We start from the raw sequence: 23,544 nt of genomic DNA, 5'->3' as shown, positions 1-23,544 counted from the left end.
AGACTTATAAGTCTAGGAAGGATTGCCGATTCTGCGGGAAATCTTGGGCAGGCAGTACCGGCCACATCGCTGGCAAGCCAGCTCCCACAGGTACTGCAGTGATCTCAAGATCTGCGCGGTCCATGTGGGAGCCGGCTTGCCGGCGATGAGGCCTGCCGGGTTATTCGCCGATGGCAGCCTTGTAACCGGCAGCGTCCAGCAGCTTGTCCAGCTCGGCCTTGTCGCTTGGCTTCAGTTTGAAGATCCACGCACCGTAAGGCTCTTCGTTGAGCGACTCAGGGCTGTCGGCCAGTTCTTCATTGACGGCGATGACTTCGCCACCGACCGGAGCGTAGATGTCGGAAGCAGCCTTGACCGACTCGACAACGCCCGCAGCGTCGCCTGCGGCGAACACCTTGCCGACTTCCGCCAGCTCTACGAACACCACATCACCCAGGGCTTGCTGGGCGTGATCGCTGATGCCGACGGTGACGGTACCGTCAGCTTCCAGGCGTGCCCATTCATGGCTTTCGGCAAACCGCAGGTCGGCGGGGATATTGCTCATGTCTTGTATTCCTCGATTGGCTCAGCGGTCGGCCCGCCGTTAATTGTTCAGATCAGAATCTTGCCGTGGCGCACGAAGGTAGGTTTTACCACACGCACGGGGTACCACTTGCCGCGAATTTCGACCTCGGCGCGGTCACCAGTGGCCATGGGCACGCGTGCCAAGGCGATGGACTTGCTCAGCGTAGGCGAGAAACTACCACTGGTAATCTCCCCTTCGCCAATGCCAGCGACACGCACCACCTGATGGGCACGCAATACTCCACGCTCTTCCAGCACCAGGCCTACCAGTTTTTCCTGCACGCCGTGCTCGATTTCGGCCAACAGGGCAGCGCGGCCGATGAAGTTGCGCTCGGCAGGTTCCCAGGCGATGCTCCAACCCAGGTTCGAGGTCAGCGGGGTATGGGATTCGTCTATGTCCTGGCCATAGAGGTTCATGCCGGCCTCCAGGCGCAGTGTATCGCGCGCACCAAGGCCACTCGGGGCGATGCCGGCACCGACCAGGTCGTTGAAGAATGCCGGGGCCTGATTGCCGGGCAAGATGATCTCAAGGCCGTCTTCACCGGTATAGCCGGTGCGCGCAATGAACCAATCGCCTTCGGCCATGCCTTCGAACGGGCGCAATTCGCGGATCAGCGCGGCGCGCGAGGCACTGACCAGCGCGGCGACCTTTTCGCGGGCATGAGGGCCTTGGATGGCGAGGATGGCCAAGTCAGGACGTGCATCGATACCAACCTCGAAGCCTGCGCTGCGTGACGCCAGCCAGGCCAGCACTTTGGCCTTGGTCGAAGCATTGGTCACGAGGCGGTATCCGTCCTCGGTGCGGTAGACGATCAGGTCATCGATGACCCCACCGTCGTTGTTCAGCAACGGGCTGTACAGGGCTTTGCCGGCGCTATCCAGGCGTGCGACATCATTGGCCAGCAGCTGTTGCAGCCAAGGCGTGGCTGCTCTGCCGTCGATGTCGATGACGGTCATGTGGGACACATCGAAAACCCCGCAGTCACTGCGCACCTGATGGTGCTCTTCGACTTGCGAGCCATAGTGCAGGGGCATATCCCAACCGCCGAAATCGACCGTCTTGGCGCCGAGCGCCAGGTGCAGGTCATACAAAGGCGTGCGCTGTCCCATGGGTTTCTCCTTCCGGGCTTGGCGAAGCGGCAGCGGGCGATGACGTTTGGTCGTCAACTCTTGTTATGGGACCCGCCGCTGCGAATGCCGCGCATTGTAGCCGCAAGGGCGCGGGCTGGCATCCTTACTGTCTGTGACCGGGGCGTCTGGCCGAACGGCGGATCAGGCCGATGACCGGTAGCAGCCCTACCAGCACAAGGGTCAGCGCGGGTAACGAAGCCCGCGCCCACTCCCCTTCGCTGGTCATCTCGAACACCCGCACTGCCAGGGTGTCCCAGCCGAACGGGCGCATCAGCAGGGTTGCTGGCATTTCCTTGAGCACATCGACGAACACCAGCAAGGCTGCGCTCAGTGCACCTGGCACCAACAACGGCAGATACACCTTGCAAAACAATCTCGCGCCACCGACACCCAGGCTACGGGATGCCTCCGGCAGTGAGGGGCGGATACGCTCCAGGCTGCTTTCCAAAGGCCCGTAGGCCACTGCGATGAAACGCACCAGATAAGCCAGCAGCAGCGCTGCCAGGCTCCCCAGCAACAAGGGCTTGCCTGCGCCACCCAGCCACTTGGACAGCGGCACCACCAGCTGGTTATCCAGGTAGCTGAAGGCCAGCATGATCGAGACTGCCAACACCGAGCCCGGCAAGGCATAACCCACGTTGGCCAGGCTTACTCCGGCACGGATACCGCCCGTCGGCGACTGACGCCGGGCAAAGGCCAGCACCAGGGCCACGCATACGGTGATCAGTGCCGCCATGCCGCCCAGATACAGGGTGTGCAACACCAGGCTGACATACCGTTCATCCAGATCATGTCGCCCGCGCTGCCAGAACCACGCCAGTAACTGCAGCAGCGGAATGACAAAGGCACAGGCGAACACCAGCAAGCACCATCCGCTGGCCAGCGCTGCCTTGCCCCCACGCAAATGGTAAAGAGCCTGCCCACGCGGTCGCTCGTTGCCCTGATGGCTGGCGCCGCGGGCACGGCGTTCGCCGTACAGCACCAGCATCACCGCGAGCAACAGCAGGCTGGCCAATTGCGCGGCGCTGGAGAGGCTGAAGAAGCCGTACCAGGTCTTGTAGATGGCCGTGGTGAAGGTGTCAAAGTTGAACACCGCCACCGCGCCGAAGTCTGCCAACGTCTCCATCAACGCCAAGGCGATGCCCGCGCCGATGGCGGGCCTGGCCATCGGCAGCGCGACCCGCCAGAACGCTTGCAACGGCGACAGGCCCAGCACCCGCGCCGCTTCCATCAACCCCTTGCCCTGGGCCAGGAAAGCTGTGCGTGCCAGCAGGTAGACGTACGGATAGAACACCAGCACCAGCACGATGATCACCCCGCCCGTGGAGCGCACACGGGGCAGGCGCATCGGCCCGAACACTTCGCGCAGGGCACTTTGCACCGGGCCGGCGAAGTCCAGCAGGCCGACGAAGACGAACGCCAGCACATAGGCCGGAATGGCGAACGGCAGCATCAAGGCCCAGTCCAGCCAGCGTCGGCCAGGGAACTCGCATAGGCTGGTGAGCCAGGCAAGGCTGACACCCAGTACCGTCACGCCTGCACCCACACCCAGCACCAAAGTAAGCGTATTGCCCAGCAGGCGACTCATCTGGGTGTCGAGCAGGTGCGACCAGATTTGTGGGTCGATCGACTGCCAGGAGAGCAGCAGGACGCTAAGGGGTAACAGCACCAGGGCGGCGGTCAGGGTGACCGGTAAGTACCAGCGGCGTTGGGGAGCGTGGGGCAAGGCTAAAGTCTCGGTTGCAATGGCGACCGCTATGCGGTCGTTCGCGGGTAAACCCGCTCCCACAGTCGCGCGGCGCCTGACCTGTGGGAGCGGGTTTACCCGCGAAAGGGCCCTGGAAAACCCCGAAAGGATAAGGCCTGACGCTTAATTCCAGCCAGCCCGATCCATCAGGCGAATGGCTTCAGCCTGGCGCTTGCCCGCCACTTCAACCGGAATGCTGTCGGCCTTGAAGCTACCCCAGGCCGCCACCTCGTCCGACGGCTTTACCTTCGGGTTGGCCGGGAACTCCTGGTTGATATCGGCGAACAGCTTTTGCGCTTCCTCGCCCGTCATCCACTCGACCAGCTTCTTCGCAGCTTCCGGGTGCGGTGCGTGCTTGGTCAGGCCGATGCCCGACAGGTTTACATGCACACCACGGTCGCCCTGGTTGGGCCAGAAGATCTTCACCGGCAATTTCGGGTTCTGGTTGTGCAAGCGACCGTAGTAGTAGGTGTTGACCACGCCAACGTCGCACTGGCCCGCCTCGATGGCCTGAATCACCGCGTTGTCGTCGGAGAACACATCGGTGGACAGGTTGTTGACCCAGCCTTTGATGATCTGCTCGGTCTTGGCCTCGCCGTGTTTCTCGATCATCGTGGCGGTCAGCGACTGGTTGTAGACCTTCTTCGCCGTGCGCAGGCACAGGCGGCCTTCCCACTGCTTGTCGGCCAAGGCCTCGTAGGTGCTCAACTCTTCGGGCTTGACCCGCTCGGTGGAGTAGATGATGGTCCGCGCGCGCAGGCTCAGGCCTGTCCAGTCATGGGACGACGCGCGGTACTGCGGCGGAATGTTCCGGTCGATGATGTCCGACTTGATTGGCTGCAGGATACCCATCTGCTCGGCTTGCCAGAGGTTACCGGCATCGACGGTGAGCAACAGGTCGGCCACACCGTTCTCGCCCTCGGCCTTGATGCGTTGCATCAACGGGGCTTCCTTGTCGGTGATGAACTTGATCTGGGTGCCGGTCTTGGCGGTGTAGGCATCGAAGACCGGCTTGATCAGCTCGTCGATGCGCGAGGAGTACACCACCACTTCGTCCGCTGCCTGGGCGGTGCCGCCGAGCAGGGTCAGGGCCAGGGCGGCCAGTAGGGGCTTGCGTGGCAACATGGAAAGCACTCCTCGGATCGTATGAGAGGTGCAAATGGTAGTGAATACCATTTGGCGGCTCATCTACCGAGCCGTTACCGAATGTTGCAAGGGGCTGCTTTGCAGCCCAATCGCCGGCAAGCCGGCTCCCACAAGTACTGTGGCGCCCTTCCTGTGGGAGCCGGCTTGCCGGCGATTGGGCCGCTAAGCGGCCCCTACCATTTCAAGCGCGGGCCAACTCCGGCAGGTCCCCACTCAGCCCCAGCGCCTGACGCACGAACATCGCCTTGGCCTCCGGCATCTGTTCCACCAGCTTCAACCCGCTATTACGCAACCAGCGCAATGGCAGCGGATTGGCCTGGAACAGCCGCTCGAAGCCCTCCATGGCCGCCATCAACGCAAGATTGTGCGGCATGCGGCGGCGCTCGTAACGGCTCAGCACCTTCACATCCGCCAGCCGCTCTCCACGCTCACAGGCGTTCACCAGCACTTCGGCCAGCACCGCCGCGTCAAGGAAGCCCAGGTTGACGCCCTGCCCAGCCAACGGGTGGATGGTGTGCGCGGCATCGCCAATCAGCACCAGGCCTTCATCCACATAGCGCTTGGCGTGGCGCTGGCGCAACGGCACACAGACACGAGGGTCTGCTTCAAGCACCTCGCCCAGCCGCCCCTCAAAGGCACGCTCCAGAGCCCTGAGGAAAGCATCGTCCTCCAGTGCCATGATCTGCTCGGCGTGCTCAGGCGTGGTCGACCACACGATCGAGCACCATTCCTGCTTGCCATCACGCGACAACGGCAGAAACGCCAGCGGCCCCTCGTCAGTGAAGCGCTGCCAGGCGGTGGCCTGGTGCGCGGCGCTGCAACGCACGCTGGTCACGATGGCATGGTGCAGGTAATCCCATTCACGGGTTTCACACCCCGCCAGGCGCCGCACCGCCGAGTTGGCGCCGTCCGCAGCCACTACCAGCGGCGTACGCAGGTGGCGCCCGTCGGCCAGGGTCAGCAGCCACTCGTCACCCGAGCGTCGCAGCTGCTCAAGTCGCGCGTTGGGCAGCAGGCCGATATCACTGTCGTGCAGGCGCTCCAGCAAGCCGTCCTGCACCACCCGGTTTTCAACGATGTGGCCGAGCACCTGGGCGTGCACGCTGGCTGCCGAGAAGTGGATCTGGCCGGTACCGCTGCCATCCCAGACGTGCATGTCCGAATAGGGCGACACTCGCCGTCCGGCGATGCCCTCCCAGGCACCCAAACGCTCCAGAATGCGCTGGCTGGCCGCCGACAAGGCACTGACCCTGGGCTCGAACGCGGCCTCGGCATCGAAGGGTTTGACCGACAGCGGGCCGCCGTCGAGCAGGAGAATTTCCAGGCCACTGTGGCGCAAGGCCAGGGCCAGGGCGCTGCCGACCATACCAGCACCGACAATCAGTACATCTGCGCGCATTTCCATGCCTTACGCCTGCCTCGCTTGCGGTTTGAGCCGCACATATAGAGTTTTGTCGACCCGCGCCACCAGCTCGCCGGCGCCATCGCGCACATCCACCTGCAAACGCGGCAAGTACTTCTTGCCCGTTGCGGTCTGCTGGCGAATTTCATCCAGCAACGCATCGTCGAGGTGGAATTCGGCGTACACCGGCCCTTTGCCCGGGGCGATGAAGTCGATACTGGCAGCCTTGTCCCAGACGATGTACTCGCGCCCCAACTGCTCGATCAGCAACAGCATGTAGAACGGGTCGACCATCGAGTACAGGCTGCCGCCGAACTGGGTACCGACATAATTGCGGTTCCAGCGGGTCAGTTTCATACGCACCTTGATGCTGCGCATGTCCGGGCTGATGTGCTGCACCCGGATGCCTGCGCCCAGGTACGGTGGGTAAAGGTTCAACATCCAGCGCAACATACGAGCCCGGCGTGCCAGACGGCGCGAATCGCTCATGCCTGGCCCCGCGCGTCAGGGCGGGTGCCCAGGCCCATGGCCTGGCGTGCGAACCAGCTTTTCGCCGGTGGCAACAGGTCGAGCCCAAGCAGGCCGATGTTTCGCCCAGCCGCCAGCAATGGCTGATTGCTGCCGAACAGACGCGTGACCTGGTCGGAAAAACCGATGGTCAGCGCCTGATCGAGACGCTGGCGCTGGTGATAGGCCTGCAGCGTTGCCAGGTCGCCCGGGTGTTGCGGCCCTGCCAGCAGCGCGTCGGACAGCGACTGCACATCGCGCAGCGACAGGTTGAAGCCCTGGCCGGCAATTGGGTGCAGGCTGTGCGCAGCGTTGCCCAGCACCACCAGGTGCGGTCGCACCTGTTCTTCGGCCTCGACCAGCGCCAGCGGATAGAGGTGCCGCGCACCTACCTGGCGCAGCGCGCCGAGGCGGTAGCCGAACGCATCCTGCAGCTCGCGCAGGAAGCTGCGTTCGTCGACTTCTGCCAGGCGCTGGGCATCCATCCCCTGGCGGGTCCAAACCAACGCACAACGGTTCTCCGGCAACGGCAGCAGAGCCATCGGGCCTTGCTCGGTAAAGCGTTCAAAGGCTTGGCCGCGATGGGCCTCACCTGGCGTGATGTTGGCGATCAGCGCGCTCTGCTCGTAAGGCGTGCGGCGCACATGGATGCCCAATTGCTCGCGCAGGCCAGAGCGGCCGCCGTCGGCGAGTATCGCCAGGTCGCACTCCAGGCTGGTGTCGTCATCCAGCTGCAGTCGGTAGCCACCGTCGATGGCCTGCATCGCCCTGACTTCAGCAGGGCAGCGCCAGCTTACGACCTCGCTGTCCAGCCCCTGCCACAGGCACTGGCCAAGCCAGGCGTTTTCCACCACGTAGCCCAGTGCCGGCACACCCTCTTCCGATGCATCCAGCCGAGTGGCGCCAAAGCGGCCACGGTCGGAGACCTGGATCTGCAGAATGGACTCGGCACGGCGGCTGATGGTCTGCCACAGGCCAAGGTGGTGGTAGATCTGCCGGGTACCGAACGACAGCGCTGAAGAACGCGCGTCATAGCTGGGCTGGAAGCTGTCACCAGGGGCGAACGGCTCGATCAGCAAAATCTTCCAGCCTCGGGCCTTGGCGCCTGCCTGCAAGGCCAACGCCAGGCTCGCACCGACCAGGCCGCCGCCAATGATCGCCAGATTGACCCGGTTCATGCCGCATCCTTACGCGCAGCCGACATCAACGCCTCGATTTCGGCGATGGTTCTGGGCACGCCCGACGTCAGAATTTCACAGCCCTGCCTGGTCACAACCACATCGTCCTCGATCCGCACACCAATGCCACGCCACTTCTTCGCCACCGCCTGGTTGTCGGCGGCGATGTAGATCCCTGGCTCAACCGTCAGCGCCATGCCAGGTTCGAGCACCCGCCACTGGCCGCCAACCTTGTACTCGCCCACATCATGCACATCCATGCCCAGCCAGTGCCCGGCACGGTGCATGTAGAAGGCGCGATAGGCCTCGCTGTCGATCAGCGCCTGCACCTCACCTTTGAGCAACCCCAAGTCCACCAGGCCTTCGGTGATGACCCGCACGGTAGCCTCGTGGGCATGGTTCCAGTGCTTGCCTGGGGCGATCTCGGCGAACGCGGCCTGCTGGGCCTTGAGCACCAGCTCGTAGATAGCCTTCTGCTCGGGCGAAAAACGCCCGCTGACCGGGAAGGTGCGTGTGATGTCGCTGGCATAGCAGTCGATTTCGCAGCCGGCGTCGATCAGCACCAGGTCGCCATCCTTGAGCGGGGCGTCGTTCTGCTGGTAATGGAGGATGCAGCCGTTGCGCCCGGCGGCGACGATCGAGCCGTAGGCCGGCATCTTCGCCCCACCCTTGCGAAACTCGTAATCCAGCTCGGCTTCCAGGCTGTACTCGTGCAACCCCGCCCGGCAAGCCTGCATGGCCCGCACATGAGCGCGCGCGGAGATATCCGCGGCAGCGCGCATGACCTTCACTTCCGCTGCCGATTTATACAGGCGCATGTCGTGCAGCAGATGATCCAGCGCAACGAACTCGTTCGGTGGCTGGGCGCCCAGTCGCGCCTTTGAACGGATCACGTTGATCCAGTCCATCAACCGGCGGTCGAATTCAGGGTTACTGCCCATGGCGCTGTAGACGCGCTCGCGCCCTTCGATCAGGCCCGGGAGAATTTCATCGATATCGGTGATGGGGAAGGCATCATCGGCGCCAAATTCACGGACCGCGCCCTCCTGGCCGGCACGCAAACCGTCCCACTGCTCACGTTCGGGGTTGCGTTCGCGGCAGAACAACACGTATTCGCCGTGCTCGCGCCCGGGAATGAGCGCAATCACCGCTTCAGGTTCGGGGAAGCCACTGAGGTACTGGAAGTCGCTGTCCTGGCGGTACACGTGCTCGACGTCGCGGTTACGGATGGCGACTGCGGCGGCGGGCAGAATGGCAATACTGTTTGGAACCATCTGCGCCATCAGCGCCTTGCGCCGACGGGCATACTCGGCCTTGGGTATTTGGCTCATGGACAGGACTTCCCCCGAGGGTGATCGAATCAGTGCAGCGATGGCTTGGGTGCGGGTGCCGCAGGTGCAGCCAGCTCTGTGTAGAGCAGCAGCGGCGCGACGCGCAGGTACTCCATCACTTCCATGTAGTCGCTTTCGCCATCTTCGGACTCTTCCAGGGCTTCCTGGACTTGGGAAATGGCGACCAGGTCCTGCAGGACCTCTTTCGCATCAGTGGACAGGTCCTTGCCGCCAGCGTTCAGACCGAAACCGGTAATGAAACCCTGGCACCATTGGCCCAGCGCGGTGGCGCGCTCGGTCAGCGGGGCATCGTCGCCCGGCAGCAGCAGGACGATGGCGATGTCTTCGCCGGTCAGCTCGGCCTTGACCATTTCCTGCAGGCCAATCAGGGCAGCGCGGACGGAGTCTTCCGGCTCGTTTTCCAGGGCACCGGCGGCATCGGCTAGCCAGGAGTCGACGTCGAAGCCCGCGCCGGCGCAGCTGCGGCCGATCAGCAGACCGTGCAATTCTGCGGGGGATACAGGGTGACCGTTGCTCGAAAGCAGCGCGGCGAAAGCGGTGTAAGGCGATTGAGTATTAGGCATGGGCAGCTAGGCGCCAGACGGCGCAATGACTAGAATGAAGACCTTGTATCCTAGCACCGGCAGGCGCGCCAAGACCATCGGCACTGGCCGCCACTGCCCAGGGAGAGGCATCATCGCCAGGTGAGTCAACGACGGAGCGAATCGAGTGCAACCCACGCAAGAGAACGACCTGCAAGCGCTGATGAGCCGGTTCGAGCTGCTGATCGAACGTGTCGAGCAACTTAAACGGCAAAATGCACTCCTAATTGCTCAGGAAAAATCCTGGCGCGAGGAACGCGCCCACCTCATCGAAAAGAACGAAATCGCCAAGCGAAAAGTCGAGTCGATGATTTTACGCCTGAAGGCCCTGGAGCAAGACTCATGAGTTCAAGCAATAGCGTTACCGTGCAGATTCTCGACAAGGAATACTCGATCATCTGCCCACCGGAAGAACGCAACAACCTGGTCAGCGCCGCGCGCTACCTGGACACCAAGATGCGGGAGATCCGCAGCAGCGGCAAGGTGATCGGCGCCGACCGTATTGCCGTGATGGCCGCGCTGAACATCACCCATGAATTGCTGCACCGCCAGGAAGACCGCAAGGACACGCCTGCCACTGGCACCACTCCCGAGCAGGTCCGTAACCTGCTTGAGCGAGTCGACCAGGCATTGTCCGACGACACGGATACCAAAATCAGCTGAGATTGGTATACTGGCGCCACTCCCTGGGGGATGCGCCAGTCGGTTATGTCCCTGAGCCGATACGCACAACCACGGGGGTTGCACGCTGGGGCCGGTGTGCATGTCCGCCCGACGGAAAGCCTTAACGCCCCCTGCAATCTCCACCTTGAACTCTCGGGTTCAAGGGCTACACCGATAGCGGTCTTATCGGGGAGCCTGAATTTGCTTGCCCGCCTCCTCTGGCGGGCAATTCGTTTTGGCCGAGGTAATCGGCCAGCACACCTGGGAACGCCTGTGCCATGACCGACACCGCGCCGCTCACCCGCCCCCAGCTTCGCCGCCTGCTTCGCAATGCCCGCCGAGCCCTGACGCCTGCACAGCAACACCAGGCCGCACGCGGCCTGTATCGCCAGCTGGCACAGCACCCGCTGTTCCGCCGCGCCCGGCACATTGCCCTGTACCTGCCCAACGATGGCGAAATCGACCCGCAGTTGCTACTGCGTGAAGCGCAGCGCCGTGGCAAGCGCACCTACCTGCCGGTGCTGCATGCCTGGCCGCGCACGCGCATGGTGTTTCAGCGCTTTGAGCAAGGGGAAAAGCTCAAACGTAATCGCTTTCGCATTCCAGAGCCGGTCACCGACCGCACGCGCCAACGCCCGATCTGGTCGCTGGATTTGATCCTGCTACCGTTGGTGGGGTTCGATGAAGTGGGCGGGCGCCTGGGCATGGGCGGCGGTTTCTATGATCGCAGCCTGGCCTACCAGGCTCGCCGACAAACCTGGAAAAAACCTCTGCTGCTGGGGCTGGCCCATGAGTGCCAGAAGGTGGAGCGGCTGGCCCAAGCCAGCTGGGATGTACCACTGCAAGGCACGGTGTCGGACCGTGGCTGGTACCTGGCGCCGAACTGAACGGCGTCAGCAGGGGAATTAGCGTTGTTGCTGGTTGGCGTCGACTGGTGTCTGGTAGGCGGCGTCCAGCTTGCGCTCCCAGATACCCTGCGCATAACCGGTGGTGACCACGCCAAGGCCAAAGATGAATACCAGGATCCAAAGCAGATCCGGTTTACGTTGGTTCATCGAAAATTGCCCCCCTAGGCAATGGTCAGGCTCGGCGGCCTTCTTGGTGTCGCCGGAGCGTCTAGCGTTAAAATCGGCGCATTTTCCGACAACATGAGTCGACACGCAAACGTTGACGCCAACCGACTGTCGGTTTCATGCAACAGGTTATTTCAAACCTTTTCAGGAGCAGCACCCATGGCCTATTGGCTGATGAAATCCGAGCCGGACGAGCTCTCGATCGAAGGCCTTGGCCGCTTGGGGGAGGCGCGCTGGGATGGCGTGCGCAACTACCAGGCACGCAACTTCATACGCGCGATGAGCGTGGGCGACGAGTTCTTTTTCTACCACTCCAGCTGCCCGCAACCGGGGATTGCCGGTATTGCCAGGATCGTTAACGCAGCCTACCCGGACCCGACTGCACTGGACCCGGAAAGCCACTATTTCGATGCCAAGGCCACTCCCGAGAAGAACCCTTGGAGCGCGGTGGATGTGGCACACGTGAAGACGTTCAGGCAGGTGCTGGGGTTGGGCTTGCTGAAGCAACAGAGCGCGCTGGTGGAACTGCCGCTGGTGCAGAAAGGGACGCGGCTGTCGGTGATGCCGGTGACCGAGGAGCAGTGGGCGGCGATTATTGCCCTGGCACGGTGAATTCGAGTGGTCTGGCTGAAGTTGTTCAGCGCCCTCACGATCGAGCGCCGCCCGCGCGGCGCATCGCGAGCAAGGCTCGCTCCTACGTCCGTTTCGGGCCAATTATTCCTGTGGGAAATGCACGCGACCGCTTTGGCGCATGACTCGATATTGAGTAGTGCACACAAGGCGGTCGCGCGCGTTGGCACAGACATGACTGGCCAGAAACAAACGTAGGAGCGAGCCTTGCTCGCGATGCGCCGCGCGGGCGGCGCTCGATCTCAACCGCACCGCAAAACTTCCGGCGAATACATCAAGGAAACATCACTGCACAATCAAATTGTTGAACAACAAATCCTCAACGATCGGCTTGCCTTCCTCAGCCTCCATCACCTGCTGCACCTGCTTCAGTGCTTCCTGACGCAGCTTTTCCTTGGCTTCGACGTTGCTCATGTTATCCACACCCTGCTGGGTAAACAGCGCCACCAACTGGTTACGGATCAGCGGCTCATGGTGCTTGACCGCTGCGGCCGCTGCATCACCGGTCACACGCAGGGCGACGTCGGCCTTGTAGACGCGCAGCTTGGGGCTGCCGTCGAGGGCGTAGTTGCCGACAAAGGGCGGGCTCAGGCTGATGTAGGAGACCTTGGGCTCTCCTTCCTTGGCTTCTTCGGCCATGGCCGCCGCTGGCAGCATCAGGGCCAGTACCATCAAGATCCACGCTTTCACGAATTCGCTCCTAAATACAGTTGACGCCAGCTTACCCAGCCCGCCGCTCAAACCCAAGCCCAGGCTTATGCCAACCCATCAGGGCAGGCCATGCTCGTTGACCAGGCAGGCGGTCCTCCTACACTTATCGGCCACCACACGCAAAGGAATAGCCCCGATGAAAGCTGTGCTGTGCAAAACCCTGGGCCCCGCCAGCGACCTGGTATTGGAGGAAGTGGCCAGCCCGGTGCCGAAGAAGAACGAAATTCTGCTCGACGTGCAAGCGGCCGGGGTCAACTTCCCCGACACCCTGATCATCGAAGGCAAGTACCAGTTCCAGCCTCCGCTGCCCTTCTCCCCCGGTGGCGAGGCCGCTGGCGTGGTGGCAGCAGTGGGCGAGAAGGCCGGCGCGTTCAAGGTCGGTGACCGAGTCATGGCACTGACCGGCTGGGGCGCCTTCGCCGAACAGGTGGCGGTGCCTTTCTACAACGTCATGCCGATTCCACAGGGCATGGACTTCCCGATCGCCGCTGCCTTCGGCATGACCTACGGCACCTCGATGCATGCGCTCAAACAGCGCGGGCAGTTGCAGCCCGGCGAAACCCTGCTGGTGCTGGGCGCATCCGGGGGCGTCGGCCTCGCTGCGCTGGAAATCGGCAAGGCCATGGGGGCCAAGGTGATTGCGGCAGCCAGCAGCGCCGAAAAACTCGCCGTGGCCAAGGCGGCCGGCGCAGATGAAGTGATCGACTACAGCAAGGCCAGCCTGAAGGATGAGATCAAGCGGTTGACCGGCGGCCAGGGTGTGGATGTGATCTACGACCCAGTGGGTGGTGAACTGTTTGAACAGGCGGTGCGGGGTCTGGCCTGGAACGGTCGGTTGCTGGTGGTGGGCTTTGCCAGCGGCACCATCCCTCAGCTGGCAGCGAACCTGGTATTGCTCAAGGGGGCCGCGGTGATCGGCGTGTTCTGGGGGGCGTTTGCTCAGCGCCAGCCAGCGGACAATGCGGCCAACTTCCAACAGCTGTTCGCCTGGCATGCCGAAGGCAAGCTGAAACCGCTGGTGTCGCAGACTTATCCACTGGCCGAGGCAGGGGCAGCAATCGAACGGCTGGGGCAACGGCAAGCTGTGGGTAAGTTGGTGGTGCTGGCCAGGTAAGGCATTGCCTGAAGCGGCCCTATCGTCGGCAAACCGGCTCCCACGAGGATTACGCTACACCCTGCAGGAGCCGGCTTGCCGGCGATAGGGCCGCTACAGCCAACAGAGCATTCAAACCTCACGCAGGTTGTGGCAGCGCCTGAACCGCGCCTCGAGGTTGCGATCCGGCATCTGGTGGTTACGCAGCGCATTGAGCGTCTGTTCGACATAGTCCCGCGTCGTGCCATAGCGCCCTTTGGCACTGGCCAGAATCTGGCTGAGCAAGGTGTCCGGCAGGTTCCCGGCATAGCACGGCAAATGCCGCTCAAGCACAAAACCCAGGGCCTGCACCTTGCTGCCATCACCGAGCCGGCAGCTGAGCCAGTGTGGCCGATACGCCGGATAAGGCATTTCCCGTTGCCACAGGGCCATCAGCGATTCATCAAGGTTGCTGTCGTCCAGCCGGTAAGCGAAACCACTGCACGACCCACCTCGGTCCAGGCCAAACACCAGCCCCGGTGTCTCTGGTGTACCACGGTGTTCGTGGGACCACAGGTACAACCCGCGATGATAGCCATGCACCCGCGCCCGCTGACGCTCCACGGAATTGCACTCCGGGCGCCAAATCAATGAACCATAGGCAAATAACCACACAGGCCCACCCCGATGCTGTGACATGGTCGCCTGCATGGAGCTGAACAGTTGCTCGCGGGTCAGTTGCTCGCCGAAGTCCAGCGTCGGTGGATATGAAACTTCCCAGGATAAACTTTCAATTGCCGACATAAGCTGCCGCCATCATTCCCTGTGAACTACAGATAAAACCTGAACCGCGACGTGACTGGCGTTGCGCCGCCACAGCCTGGGCCCTTGCATTAACCTTAGGATACAACCCGGCCAATACTCAAGCCCTTGCGCACAAGTTTCATAGGCAGTTCCGACGACTGGGGAGCATTGTTTCGGAGTGCGCGAAAGTTACTCGCCAAGGCGGTAATAATTACCGCCTTATAACCACCGACTGATACTTCGGTTATTAATTGCGAGGGGCGTAGGCAAACACATCGGCACGCATGCGGTGCGCATCCATGCCTGACTCGACCAAGGCATCGAGCGTGGCGTACACCATGTTGGGCGACCCACTGGCATAGACATGCACGGCGTTAAGGTCGGCCACGTCTTCACGGACCGCCTCATGCAGCAAGCCGCAGCGCCCTTCCCAGCCGCACAGGTCGCTGACGACCTTGTGCAGGAACAGGTTTGGCAGGCGTTCCCATTCAGCCCAATGTTCGATGGTGTAGAACTCTTCCGGGCGGCGCACACCCCAGTACAGATGCACCGGGTGCTTGAAACCCTGGGCGCGGCAATGTTCGACCAGGCTGTGCATCTGCCCCATTCCAGTACCGGCGGCGATCAGCACCAGCGGCCCATCAGGCAGCTCGGCCAGGTGCGCATCGCCGAATGGCATTTCGATACGCGCCACACCGTCACGCTGCAACTGTGCAATCAATTGCCGGGCGCTGTCTTCGCGGACCAGCACATGCAGCTCCAGGTCACGCCCGGCATGGGGTGCCGAAGCCAGGGAAAATGCCGCCTGCTTGCCACCCTCGCGCTCGATCATCAGGTACTGCCCGGCGTGATAGCGAGGTGGCTTTCCGGCCGGCGCACGCAGACGCACGCGCCAGACATCGCCACCCACTTCGACGCACTCGCTCACGGTGCAGGCCAGCTTGCGCACCGGCAGTTCGCCCAGGGCCAACACACCATCCCAGAGCAAGATGCAGTCCTCCAACGGTTCGGCGATGCAGGTAAACAACTCGCCGTGGTCACGGACTTCGCCGTCCTGACGAACCCGCCCTTCCACCAACAACGCGGCGCAAACATGGCAATTACCATTGCGGCAGCTGTTCGGGCAGTCATAGCCCAAGCGCCGCGCCCCATCCAGGATCCGTTCCCCGGGTTCGAGCGCCAGCACCGCCCCGGACGGCTGCAACGTTACCTGCATCAATCTATTCCCAACTGATCCCACAGCTCATCGATACGGCGGGTAACCGCTTCGTCCTTGACGATGGCACGGCCCCATTCGCGTGTTGTCTCGCCCGGCCACTTGTGTGTGGCATCCAGGCCCATCTTCGACCCCAGCCCCGACACCGGCGACGCGAAGTCCAGGTAGTCGATCGGCGTGTTGTCGATCATCACCGTATCACGCTTGGGGTCCATGCGCGTGGTGATCGCCCAGATCACATCGTTCCAATCGCGGGCGTTGATGTCGTCGTCGGTCACGATAACGAACTTGGTGTACATGAACTGTCGCAGGAACGACCACACTCCCAGCATTACGCGCTTGGCGTGCCCTGGGTACTGCTTCTTCATGGTTACCACCGCCATGCGGTACGAGCAACCTTCCGGCGGCAGGTAGAAGTCGACGATTTCCGGGAACTGCTTCTGCAGGATCGGCACGAACACTTCATTCAGCGCCACGCCGAGGATCGCCGGCTCATCTGGCGGCCGTCCGGTGTAGGTGCTGTGGTAAATGGGTTTCTGCCGGTGGGTGATACGCTCGACGGTGAACACTGGGAAGCTGTCCACTTCGTTGTAGTAGCCAGTGTGGTCGCCGTAAGGGCCTTCCGGGGCCATTTCCCCCGGGTGGATCACACCTTCAAGAATGATCTCGGCGGTCGCTGGCACCTGCAGGTCGCTGCCGCGGCATTTGACCAGTTCGGTGCGGTTACCCCGCAGCAGGCCGGCAAAGGCGTACTCGGACAACGTGTCAGGCACTGGCGTGACCGCACCGAGGATAGTCGCCGGATCCGCACCCAGCGCCACGGCAACCGGGAATGGCTGGCCGGGGTGCTTCTCGCACCATTCGCGGTAGTCCAGTGCGCCGCCACGGTGGCTCAGCCAACGCATGATGACTTTATTGCGGCCGATCACCTGCTGACGGTAAATGCCCAGGTTCTGACGGTCTTTGTTGGGGCCGCGGGTCACGGTCAGGCCCCAGGTGATCAGTGGCGCCACATCGCCCGGCCAGCAGTGCTGAATCGGCAACTGGGAAAGGTCGACATCCTCGCCCTCGACCACGATCTCCTGGCACACCGCATCCTTGACCACCTTCGGCGCCATGGACACGACTTTCTTGAAGATCGGAAGTTTGGACCAGGCGTCCTTCAGGCCCTTGGGTGGCTCGGGTTCCTTGAGGAACGCCAGCAGCTTGCCGATCTCGCGCAGCTCTTCGACCGACTCGGCGCCCATGCCCATCGCTACCCGCTCCGGGGTGCCGAACAGGTTGCCCAGTACCGGGATGTCGAAGCCCGTGGGCTTTTCGAACAGCAACGCCGGGCCCTTGGCACGCAGGGTGCGGTCGCAGACCTCGGTCATTTCCAGGACTGGGGAGATCGGAACCTGGATGCGCTTGAGTTCACCGCGCTGCTCCAGGCCACGGATGAAGTCGCGCAAATCGCGATACTGCATGCATGAGCCTCGTATTGGCCGTATCGGTCGGGGTGCAGAGTGTAGCGCCGTTCAGGCCTTTATTGGGGGCAAAATGAGTTGGGGCCGCTTCGCAGCCCTTCGCGGGTAAACCCGCTCCCACAGGTACAGCGCCGAATCAAGCGACGACGGTGAACCTGTGGGAGCGGGTTTACCCGCGAAGGGGCGCGAAGCGGCCCCAACTACAGCCTGGCCGAAAGTGCTTACTTGCGCTTCATCGACAGGAAGAACTCATCGTTGGTCTTGGTCTGCTTGAGCTTGTCGACCAGGAACTCGATGGCGGCGATCTCGTCCATCGGGTGCAGCAGCTTGCGCAGAATCCACATGCGCTGCAGTTCGTCGTCGGCGGTCAGCAACTCTTCGCGACGGGTGCCCGAACGGTTGATGTTGATGGCTGGGAACACGCGCTTCTCGGCGATGCGGCGGTCCAGCGGCAGCTCCATGTTGCCGGTACCCTTGAACTCTTCGTAGATCACCTCGTCCATCTTCGAGCCGGTTTCGACCAGCGCGGTGGCGATGATGGTCAGCGAACCGCCTTCCTCGATGTTACGGGCGGCACCGAAGAAACGCTTCGGCTTCTCCAGGGCGTGGGCGTCGACACCACCGGTCAGCACCTTGCCGGAGCTCGGGATCACGGTGTTGTAGGCACGCGCCAGACGGGTGATGGAGTCGAGCAGAATAACCACGTCTTTCTTGTGTTCGACCAGACGCTTGGCCTTTTCGATGACCATCTCGGCAACCTGCACGTGGCGGGTTGGCGGCTCGTCGAAGGTCGAAGCGACCACTTCGCCGCGCACGGTGCGCTGCATTTCGGTCACTTCCTCAGGGCGCTCGTCGATCAGCAGGACGATCAGGTGGCACTCTGGGTTGTTACGGGTGATGTTGGCCGCGATGTTCTGCAGCATGATCGTTTTACCCGCTTTCGGCGGGGCGACGATCAGGCCGCGCTGGCCCTTGCCGATTGGAGCGCACAGGTCGATGACGCGGCCGGTAAGGTCTTCGGTGGAGCCGTTACCGGCTTCCATCTTCAGGCGCTTGTTGGGGAACAGCGGCGTCAGGTTTTCAAACAGAATCTTGTTCTTCGCGTTTTCCGGACGGTCGAAGTTGATGGTATCGACCTTCAGCAGAGCGAAGTAACGCTCCCCTTCCTTCGGCGGGCGGATCTTGCCGACGATGGTGTCGCCGGTACGCAGGTTGAAACGGCGGATCTGGCTAGGCGAGACGTAGATGTCATCGGGGCCGGCCAGGTAGGACGCATCAGCCGAACGCAGGAAACCGAAACCATCCTGGAGAATCTCCAGCACGCCGTCACCCGAGATCTCTTCGCCGCTTTTCGCGTGCTTCTTCAGCAGGGCGAAAATCACGTCCTGTTTGCGCGAACGGGCCATGTTTTCGATGCCCATCTGTTCGGCCATTTCCAAAAGATCGGTAATCGGCTTTTGCTTGAGTTCAGTCAGGTTCATAAGGGGAGTGACGTAATCATGTAAGAAGGGAGAATTAAGCTGTGGCTTAATGAGGCCGCGCCGCTAGATGGCGACAAGATCGCGTACTGATTCGAATTAGGGATGCTTCGGCGACGGCGTGCAGAGGGCACTGGAGAAGCAGTGCGAGGCCGAATGTAACACTTGCTTTTTTCGACGTCTAGTGGTTTTGACGGGGTAAATCGATCCTTGTGGGAGCGGGTTTACCCGCGAAGGCGGCGGTGGATCAACCCTTGAATACGCGGAAAAACCCGCCCCCACAAAACCTTCGAGTTAAAAAAAAGCCCCGCATTCGCGGGGCTTTTTCACATCACAGGTGGGCGTCGAGGAACGCGGCCAGCTGGGATTTGGACAGGGCGCCGACCTTGGTGGCTTCGACGTTGCCGTTCTTGAACAGCATCAGGGTCGGGATGCCACGCACGCCGTGCTTGGCCGGGGTTTCCTGGTTGTCGTCGATGTTCAGCTTGGCGACGGTCAGTTTGCCCTCGTAGGTGGCGGCGATGTCGTCCAGAACCGGGGCGATCATCTTGCATGGGCCGCACCATTCAGCCCAGTAGTCGACCAGCACCGGGCCTTGAGCCTGCAGGACTTCGGCTTCGAAGGTCGCGTCGGTGACGTGTTTGATCAGATCGCTGCTCATGGATATCTCCAGGGTCGTAAGCAAAAAACGTGGCCCATCATAGCCGCAGAGGCTGTCTACAGGAAGTCACGGACGATTGAGTGTAACTATAGTTGTGCAAGACGCCGCGAATCGAAACTGTCACACAAGTGTCATAGCATCGAATGGCACATTGCCTTGCATCAAACCTTGACGTGCCCCGCGTTGGCGACAGCCAAGGATCGTGGCACGATTGCCAGGTTAACGACCGAGAACACTCAGACCATGCCGCAAACATCCGCGAAGAACCTGTCTCTGATCGCCGCCATCGACCTTGGCTCCAACAGCTTTCACATGGTCGTGGCCAAGGCTCACCACACCGAGATCCGTATTCTTGAGCGGCTGGGCGAAAAGGTTCAGCTGGCCGCCGGCATCGGCGAAGATCGTCTGCTCAGCGAAGAAGCCATGGAGCGGGGCCTCGATTGCCTCAAGCGCTTCGCCCAGCTGATCAATGGCATGCATTCCGGCGCCGTGCGCATCGTCGGCACCAACGCCCTGCGCGAAGCGCGTAACCGCAATGAGTTCATCCAGCGTGCAGAGGCGATTCTTGGCCACCCGGTGGAAGTCATCTCCGGCCGTGAAGAGGCCCGCCTGATCTACCTCGGTGTGTCCCATACCCTGGCCGACACCCCCGGCAAACGCCTGGTCGCCGACATCGGCGGCGGCAGTACCGAATTCATCATCGGCCAACGCTTCGAACCGCTGCTGCGCGAAAGCCTGCAGATGGGCTGCGTGAGCTTCACCCAGCGCTATTTCCGCGACGGCAAGATCACCCCGGCGCGCTACGCCCAGGCCTACACCGCCGCACGCCTGGAACTGATGAGCATCGAGAACGCCCTGCACCGCCTGACCTGGGACGAAGCCATCGGTTCGTCCGGCACCATCCGCGCCATCGGCGCCGCCATCAAGGCCTTGGGCCTGGGCAATGGCGAGGTCAACGCCGAAGGCCTGGCCATGGTCAAGCGCAAGCTGTTCAAGCTGGGCGAAGTCGACAAGATCGATTTCGACGGCGTGAAACCAGACCGCCGCACCATTTTCCCGGCCGGCCTGGCGATTCTCGAAGCCATCTTCGACGCGCTCGAATTGCAACGCATGGACCACTGCGACGGCGCCCTGCGTGAAGGTGTGCTGTTCGACCTGCTGGGCCGCCACCACCACGAAGACGTACGCGAACGCACTCTGAACTCGCTGATGGAGCGCTACCACGTCGATCAGGGGCAGGCAGCACGTGTCGAGCGCAAAGCGCTGCACGCCTTTGACCAGGTAGCCAAGGTGTGGGGGCTTGAAGAGGGTAACTGGCGCGATCTTCTGGGCTGGGCGGCCAAAGTTCACGAAATCGGCCTGGATATTGCCCATTACCACTACCACAAGCACGGCGCCTACCTGATCGAGCACTCCGACCTGGCCGGTTTCTCTCGCGAAGACCAACAGATGCTGGCCCTGCTGGTGCGTGGCCACCGCCGCAACATTCCCAAGGACAAGTTCGCCGAATTCGGCGACGAAGGCATCCAGTTGATCCGCCTGTGCGTGCTACTGCGCTTCGCCATCCTGTTCCACCACATCCGTGGTAACCAGCAGATGCCGAAAGTGGAACTGCATGCCAGCGAAGACACCCTGGATGTGGCCTTCCCGGATGGCTGGCTGGAACAGAACCAGCTGACCCAGGCCGACTTCGCCAACGAGGCGGAGTGGCTGGCCCGGGTCGGCTTCGTCCTCAGCGTACGTTGAGGACCGGGTTGCTCAAGCGCTCCAACAGGGTGGCCTGAGCACTGCGCGGGTTCTGGTTACCGGTCGGGGTGCTGCGCACGTAGCGCCCATCCGACTGCAAGGTCCAGGCGTGGGTGTTGTCGGTCAGGTAGCCTTCCAGCTCCTTCTTCACCCGCAGCAGCAACTTCTTGCCCTCCACCGGGAAGCAGGTCTCGACACGCTTGTCGAGGTTGCGCTCCATCCAGTCGGCACTGGACAGGTAGATCTGCTCTTCGCCGCCATTGAGGAAGTAGAACACCCGCGTGTGCTCCAGGAAGCGGCCGATGATCGAGCGCACCTGGATGTTGTGCGACACCCCCGGAATGCCCGGTCGCAGGCAGCACATACCGCGCACCACCAGGTCGATACGCACGCCGGACTGGCTGGCCTTGTACAGGGCCTTGATGACCTTGGCGTCGGTCAGCGAGTTGAACTTGGCGATGATGTGCGCCGGCTTGCCTTCGAGGGCGAACTGCGTCTCGCGGGCAATCATGTCGAGCATGCCCTTTTTCAGGGTGAACGGCGCATGCAGCAGCTTTTTCATGCGCAGGGTCTTACCCATGCCGATCAACTGGCTGAACAGCTTGCCGACGTCCTCGGTGAGGGCATCGTCGGAGGTGAGCAGGCTGTAGTCGGTGTACAGGCGGGCGTTGCCGGCGTGGTAGTTACCGGTACCCAGGTGTGCATAACGGACGATCTCGCCCTGCTCGCGGCGCAGAATCAGCATCATCTTGGCGTGGGTCTTGAAGCCGACCACACCGTAGATCACCACTGCGCCGGCCGCTTGCAGGCGGCTGGCCATCTGCAGGTTGGACTCTTCGTCGAAACGCGCACGCAGCTCGATCACCGCGGTGACCTCCTTGCCGTTACGCGCCGCGTCCACCAGGGCGTCGACGATCTCCGAGTTGGCGCCGGAGCGATACAGGGTCTGCCGCACGGCAAGCACGTGCGGGTCCTTGGCGGCCTGGCGCAGCAGGTCGATCACCGGGGTGAAGGACTCGAACGGGTGCATCAGCAACACGTCCTGCTTGCCGATCACGCTGAAGATGTTGTCGGCGTTCTGCAGCAGCTTGGGGATCGCCGGGGTGAACGGGGTGTACTGCAGCTCCGGGTGGCTATCCAGGCCAGTGATGCTGAACAGGCGGGTCAGGTTGACCGGGCCGTTGACCTGGTACAGCTCGCTCTCGCTCAGGCTGAACTGCTTGAGCAAGTAGTCGGACAAGTGTTTCGGGCAAGTGTCAGCCACTTCCAGGCGTACAGCATCACCGTATCGACGCGAGAACAGCTCGCCGCGCAGGGCACGGGCCAGGTCGTCGACTTCTTCGGAGTCCAGCGCGAGGTCGGCGTTTCGGGTCAGGCGGAACTGGTAGCAGCCCTTGACCTTCATGCCTTGGAACAGGTCGTCGGCGTGGGCGTGGATCATCGAAGACAGGAACACATAGTTGTCGCCTGGGCCACCCACATCTTCAGGCACGCGGATGACCCGTGGCAGCAAACGCGGGGCCGGGATGATCGCCAGGCCCGAGTCGCGGCCGAAGGCATCGACACCTTCCAGCTCGACGATGAAGTTGAGGCTCTTGTTCACCAGCAACGGGAAAGGGTGAGTCGGGTCGAGACCGATCGGGGTGATGATCGGCGCGATCTCGTCACGGAAGTAACGACGCACCCAGGTCTTGAGCTTGGGCGTCCAGTAACGACGGCGGATGAAGCGGATCTGATGCTTTTCCAGCTCAGGCAGCAGCACATCGTTGAGGATCGCGTATTGGCGGTCGACTTCCGTGTGCACCAGATCGCTGATCCGTGCCAGCGCCTGGTGCGGCTGCAAACCGTCGGCACCGGCTTGTTCACGGGCAAAATTGATCTGCTTCTTCAGGCCGGCAACACGGATTTCGAAGAATTCGTCCAGGTTGCTGGAGAAGATCAGCAGGAACTTGAGGCGCTCGAGCAGCGGATAGGACTCATCCAGCGCCTGCTCCAGCACACGAATGTTGAATTGCAGCTGCGAAAGCTCGCGATGAATGTACAGGCTGCTGTCGTCCAGGCCCGGGATGGCGATTGCCGGTGCAGGCGCAGGGGCCGGCGCGGCGGCAGCCTCGACCACCGGCTCCGGCGTCACGGGCAGGTCCGGCGGGGTCTGCACCATCTCTTCGGGAAGAGCCTGGGCGTCCTTGATCGCGACAGGGGTTAGCACTTCATTATTCATCTGGCGTTCCTGGAGGACGTTAACGCCCTATCATCAATTGAGCGGCACGATAAGCGGCCATTATGACGCCTGTGTTACATGCCAAGGCAAGTCGCGACTTATGGCCGCAGGCATTGTCTGCACAGGGATTGTTCACGTCGAGACACATTTGGACACTTTCATGAATGCGCGCGAAGGGGTAGGCTGCGCGTTCAT

23 protein-coding genes and 1 other RNA gene are annotated in these 23,544 nt (G+C 62.2%); 7 read left to right on the top strand and 17 right to left on the bottom strand.

The genetic code is table 11. The features are described from left to right. Positions 1-160 precede the first annotated feature (160 nt). From gcvH to PspTeo4_RS22275, 9 genes are all read right to left on the bottom strand, one after another. Positions 161-544: a glycine cleavage system protein GcvH gene (gene gcvH / locus PspTeo4_RS22315; protein ID WP_322366021.1), complete on the bottom strand. Its 384-nt coding sequence runs from the start codon at positions 542-544 to the stop codon at positions 161-163. A gap of 47 nt (positions 545-591) precedes the next feature. After that, entirely contained in the window at positions 592-1,674 is a 1,083-nt protein-coding gene (gcvT, locus tag PspTeo4_RS22310; RefSeq protein WP_322366020.1) for a glycine cleavage system aminomethyltransferase GcvT, read from the bottom strand. A 124-nt stretch (positions 1,675-1,798) separates the two neighbouring features. Continuing rightward, the gene (locus tag PspTeo4_RS22305; RefSeq protein ID WP_322366019.1) at positions 1,799-3,421 is read right to left on the bottom strand and encodes an iron ABC transporter permease; all 1,623 of its coding nucleotides are present in this window, start codon (positions 3,419-3,421) and stop codon (positions 1,799-1,801) included. A 144-nt stretch (positions 3,422-3,565) separates the two neighbouring features. Beyond that, positions 3,566-4,567 carry an extracellular solute-binding protein gene (locus PspTeo4_RS22300; protein WP_322366018.1) on the bottom strand — a complete coding sequence of 334 codons (1,002 nt, stop codon included), beginning with the start codon at positions 4,565-4,567 and terminating at the stop codon, positions 3,566-3,568. 202 nt (positions 4,568-4,769) lie between these two features. Further along, positions 4,770-5,987: a 2-octaprenyl-3-methyl-6-methoxy-1,4-benzoquinol hydroxylase gene (locus tag PspTeo4_RS22295; RefSeq protein ID WP_322366917.1), complete on the bottom strand. Its 1,218-nt coding sequence runs from the start codon at positions 5,985-5,987 to the stop codon at positions 4,770-4,772. A gap of 9 nt (positions 5,988-5,996) precedes the next feature. Further along, positions 5,997-6,479: a DUF4442 domain-containing protein gene (locus PspTeo4_RS22290; protein WP_322366017.1), complete on the bottom strand. Its 483-nt coding sequence runs from the start codon at positions 6,477-6,479 to the stop codon at positions 5,997-5,999. Continuing rightward, positions 6,476-7,675: a 2-octaprenyl-6-methoxyphenyl hydroxylase gene (gene ubiH / locus PspTeo4_RS22285; RefSeq protein ID WP_322366016.1), complete on the bottom strand. Its 1,200-nt coding sequence runs from the start codon at positions 7,673-7,675 to the stop codon at positions 6,476-6,478. Before ubiH ends, PspTeo4_RS22290 begins: the two co-directional genes overlap by 4 nt. Then, positions 7,672-9,006 carry a Xaa-Pro aminopeptidase gene (gene pepP, locus PspTeo4_RS22280; protein ID WP_322366015.1) on the bottom strand — a complete coding sequence of 445 codons (1,335 nt, stop codon included), beginning with the start codon at positions 9,004-9,006 and terminating at the stop codon, positions 7,672-7,674. The genes ubiH and pepP overlap by 4 nt, the downstream gene beginning before the upstream one ends. Before the next feature lie 29 nt (positions 9,007-9,035). Continuing rightward, positions 9,036-9,590 carry a YecA family protein gene (locus tag PspTeo4_RS22275; protein ID WP_322366014.1) on the bottom strand — a complete coding sequence of 185 codons (555 nt, stop codon included), beginning with the start codon at positions 9,588-9,590 and terminating at the stop codon, positions 9,036-9,038. A gap of 181 nt (positions 9,591-9,771) precedes the next feature. Here PspTeo4_RS22275 and PspTeo4_RS22270 point away from each other — a divergent pair, with 181 nt between their 5' ends. The 4 genes from PspTeo4_RS22270 to PspTeo4_RS22255 all read left to right on the top strand — a co-directional run bounded on the left by PspTeo4_RS22270 (position 9,772) and on the right by PspTeo4_RS22255 (position 11,158). Beyond that, the gene (locus PspTeo4_RS22270) at positions 9,772-9,954 is read left to right on the top strand and encodes a TIGR02449 family protein (protein WP_043274084.1); all 183 of its coding nucleotides are present in this window, start codon (positions 9,772-9,774) and stop codon (positions 9,952-9,954) included. Continuing rightward, positions 9,951-10,271 carry a cell division protein ZapA gene (locus tag PspTeo4_RS22265; protein ID WP_322366013.1) on the top strand — a complete coding sequence of 107 codons (321 nt, stop codon included), beginning with the start codon at positions 9,951-9,953 and terminating at the stop codon, positions 10,269-10,271. Before PspTeo4_RS22270 ends, PspTeo4_RS22265 begins: the two co-directional genes overlap by 4 nt. A 17-nt stretch (positions 10,272-10,288) precedes the next feature. After that, a non-coding RNA gene (gene ssrS / locus PspTeo4_RS22260) (6S RNA) lies at positions 10,289-10,468 on the top strand. Positions 10,469-10,549: 81 nt separating this feature from the next. Next, a complete protein-coding gene (locus tag PspTeo4_RS22255) occupies positions 10,550-11,158 on the top strand; it encodes a 5-formyltetrahydrofolate cyclo-ligase (RefSeq protein WP_322366012.1) in 609 nt (202 codons plus the stop codon). Positions 11,159-11,176: 18 nt separating this feature from the next. Here the strand turns inward: PspTeo4_RS22255 and PspTeo4_RS22250 are convergent, their stop codons facing one another. Next, positions 11,177-11,326, bottom strand: a complete 150-nt coding sequence (locus tag PspTeo4_RS22250) for a hypothetical protein (RefSeq protein ID WP_322366011.1) — start codon at positions 11,324-11,326, stop codon at positions 11,177-11,179. A gap of 177 nt (positions 11,327-11,503) precedes the next feature. Between PspTeo4_RS22250 and PspTeo4_RS22245 the strand changes: the two genes are divergently transcribed. After that, positions 11,504-11,956, top strand: a complete 453-nt coding sequence (locus PspTeo4_RS22245) for an EVE domain-containing protein (protein WP_322366010.1) — start codon at positions 11,504-11,506, stop codon at positions 11,954-11,956. Between the two features lie 303 nt (positions 11,957-12,259). On the opposite strand, the gene PspTeo4_RS22240 is transcribed toward PspTeo4_RS22245, so the two are convergent. Next, positions 12,260-12,664: a flagellar basal body-associated protein FliL gene (locus PspTeo4_RS22240; protein ID WP_322366009.1), complete on the bottom strand. Its 405-nt coding sequence runs from the start codon at positions 12,662-12,664 to the stop codon at positions 12,260-12,262. Positions 12,665-12,821: 157 nt separating this feature from the next. Here PspTeo4_RS22240 and PspTeo4_RS22235 point away from each other — a divergent pair, with 157 nt between their 5' ends. After that, positions 12,822-13,799 carry an NADPH:quinone oxidoreductase family protein gene (locus PspTeo4_RS22235; protein ID WP_322366008.1) on the top strand — a complete coding sequence of 326 codons (978 nt, stop codon included), beginning with the start codon at positions 12,822-12,824 and terminating at the stop codon, positions 13,797-13,799. Positions 13,800-13,910: 111 nt separating this feature from the next. Here the strand turns inward: PspTeo4_RS22235 and PspTeo4_RS22230 are convergent, their stop codons facing one another. The 5 genes from PspTeo4_RS22230 to trxA all read right to left on the bottom strand — a co-directional run bounded on the left by PspTeo4_RS22230 (position 13,911) and on the right by trxA (position 19,382). Then, positions 13,911-14,561, bottom strand: coding sequence for a gamma-glutamylcyclotransferase (locus tag PspTeo4_RS22230; RefSeq protein WP_322366007.1), 651 nt, complete (start codon positions 14,559-14,561; stop codon positions 13,911-13,913). A gap of 247 nt (positions 14,562-14,808) precedes the next feature. Then, positions 14,809-15,777 (bottom strand): CDP-6-deoxy-delta-3,4-glucoseen reductase, encoded by a 969-nt coding sequence (locus PspTeo4_RS22225; RefSeq protein WP_322366006.1) that lies wholly within the window; start codon positions 15,775-15,777, stop codon positions 14,809-14,811. Further along, a complete protein-coding gene (ubiD, locus tag PspTeo4_RS22220) occupies positions 15,777-17,243 on the bottom strand; it encodes a 4-hydroxy-3-polyprenylbenzoate decarboxylase (RefSeq protein ID WP_322366005.1) in 1,467 nt (488 codons plus the stop codon). The genes PspTeo4_RS22225 and ubiD overlap by 1 nt, the downstream gene beginning before the upstream one ends. Positions 17,244-17,464: 221 nt before the next feature. Continuing rightward, positions 17,465-18,724, bottom strand: a complete 1,260-nt coding sequence (rho, locus tag PspTeo4_RS22215) for a transcription termination factor Rho (protein ID WP_003253661.1) — start codon at positions 18,722-18,724, stop codon at positions 17,465-17,467. 328 nt (positions 18,725-19,052) lie between these two features. Continuing rightward, the gene (trxA, locus tag PspTeo4_RS22210; RefSeq protein WP_016392405.1) at positions 19,053-19,382 is read right to left on the bottom strand and encodes a thioredoxin TrxA; all 330 of its coding nucleotides are present in this window, start codon (positions 19,380-19,382) and stop codon (positions 19,053-19,055) included. 243 nt (positions 19,383-19,625) lie between these two features. Here trxA and ppx point away from each other — a divergent pair, with 243 nt between their 5' ends. Continuing rightward, positions 19,626-21,128 (top strand): exopolyphosphatase, encoded by a 1,503-nt coding sequence (ppx, locus tag PspTeo4_RS22205; RefSeq protein ID WP_322366004.1) that lies wholly within the window; start codon positions 19,626-19,628, stop codon positions 21,126-21,128. Here ppx and ppk1 read toward each other — a convergent pair. Further along, entirely contained in the window at positions 21,115-23,349 is a 2,235-nt protein-coding gene (ppk1, locus tag PspTeo4_RS22200) for a polyphosphate kinase 1 (protein ID WP_322366003.1), read from the bottom strand. The genes ppx and ppk1 overlap by 14 nt on opposite strands. Positions 23,350-23,544: the final 195 nt, after the last annotated feature.

Origin of the sequence: Pseudomonas sp. Teo4, assembly GCF_034387475.1 — a bacterium.
Classification (GTDB): domain Bacteria; phylum Pseudomonadota; class Gammaproteobacteria; order Pseudomonadales; family Pseudomonadaceae; genus Aquipseudomonas.
Note: the sequence above shows the minus strand (reverse complement) of the source record. Positions and strands in the feature narration are given on the sequence as shown.

Coding starts and splice junctions, on each gene's coding strand:
- gcvH (WP_322366021.1), bottom strand. CDS start 544: ATGAGCAATATCCCCGCCGACCTGCGGTTTGCCGAAAGCCATGAATGG.
- gcvT (WP_322366020.1), bottom strand. CDS start 1,674: ATGGGACAGCGCACGCCTTTGTATGACCTGCACCTGGCGCTCGGCGCC.
- PspTeo4_RS22300 (WP_322366018.1), bottom strand. CDS start 4,567: ATGTTGCCACGCAAGCCCCTACTGGCCGCCCTGGCCCTGACCCTGCTC.
- PspTeo4_RS22295 (WP_322366917.1), bottom strand. CDS start 5,987: ATGCGCGCAGATGTACTGATTGTCGGTGCTGGTATGGTCGGCAGCGCC.
- PspTeo4_RS22290 (WP_322366017.1), bottom strand. CDS start 6,479: ATGAGCGATTCGCGCCGTCTGGCACGCCGGGCTCGTATGTTGCGCTGG.
- ubiH (WP_322366016.1), bottom strand. CDS start 7,675: ATGAACCGGGTCAATCTGGCGATCATTGGCGGCGGCCTGGTCGGTGCG.
- pepP (WP_322366015.1), bottom strand. CDS start 9,006: ATGAGCCAAATACCCAAGGCCGAGTATGCCCGTCGGCGCAAGGCGCTG.
- PspTeo4_RS22275 (WP_322366014.1), bottom strand. CDS start 9,590: ATGCCTAATACTCAATCGCCTTACACCGCTTTCGCCGCGCTGCTTTCG.
- PspTeo4_RS22270 (WP_043274084.1), top strand. CDS start 9,772: ATGAGCCGGTTCGAGCTGCTGATCGAACGTGTCGAGCAACTTAAACGG.
- PspTeo4_RS22265 (WP_322366013.1), top strand. CDS start 9,951: ATGAGTTCAAGCAATAGCGTTACCGTGCAGATTCTCGACAAGGAATAC.
- PspTeo4_RS22255 (WP_322366012.1), top strand. CDS start 10,550: ATGACCGACACCGCGCCGCTCACCCGCCCCCAGCTTCGCCGCCTGCTT.
- PspTeo4_RS22250 (WP_322366011.1), bottom strand. CDS start 11,326: ATGAACCAACGTAAACCGGATCTGCTTTGGATCCTGGTATTCATCTTT.
- PspTeo4_RS22245 (WP_322366010.1), top strand. CDS start 11,504: ATGGCCTATTGGCTGATGAAATCCGAGCCGGACGAGCTCTCGATCGAA.
- PspTeo4_RS22235 (WP_322366008.1), top strand. CDS start 12,822: ATGAAAGCTGTGCTGTGCAAAACCCTGGGCCCCGCCAGCGACCTGGTA.
- PspTeo4_RS22230 (WP_322366007.1), bottom strand. CDS start 14,561: ATGTCGGCAATTGAAAGTTTATCCTGGGAAGTTTCATATCCACCGACG.
- PspTeo4_RS22225 (WP_322366006.1), bottom strand. CDS start 15,777: ATGCAGGTAACGTTGCAGCCGTCCGGGGCGGTGCTGGCGCTCGAACCC.
- ubiD (WP_322366005.1), bottom strand. CDS start 17,243: ATGCAGTATCGCGATTTGCGCGACTTCATCCGTGGCCTGGAGCAGCGC.
- rho (WP_003253661.1), bottom strand. CDS start 18,724: ATGAACCTGACTGAACTCAAGCAAAAGCCGATTACCGATCTTTTGGAA.
- trxA (WP_016392405.1), bottom strand. CDS start 19,382: ATGAGCAGCGATCTGATCAAACACGTCACCGACGCGACCTTCGAAGCC.
- ppx (WP_322366004.1), top strand. CDS start 19,626: ATGCCGCAAACATCCGCGAAGAACCTGTCTCTGATCGCCGCCATCGAC.
- ppk1 (WP_322366003.1), bottom strand. CDS start 23,349: ATGAATAATGAAGTGCTAACCCCTGTCGCGATCAAGGACGCCCAGGCT.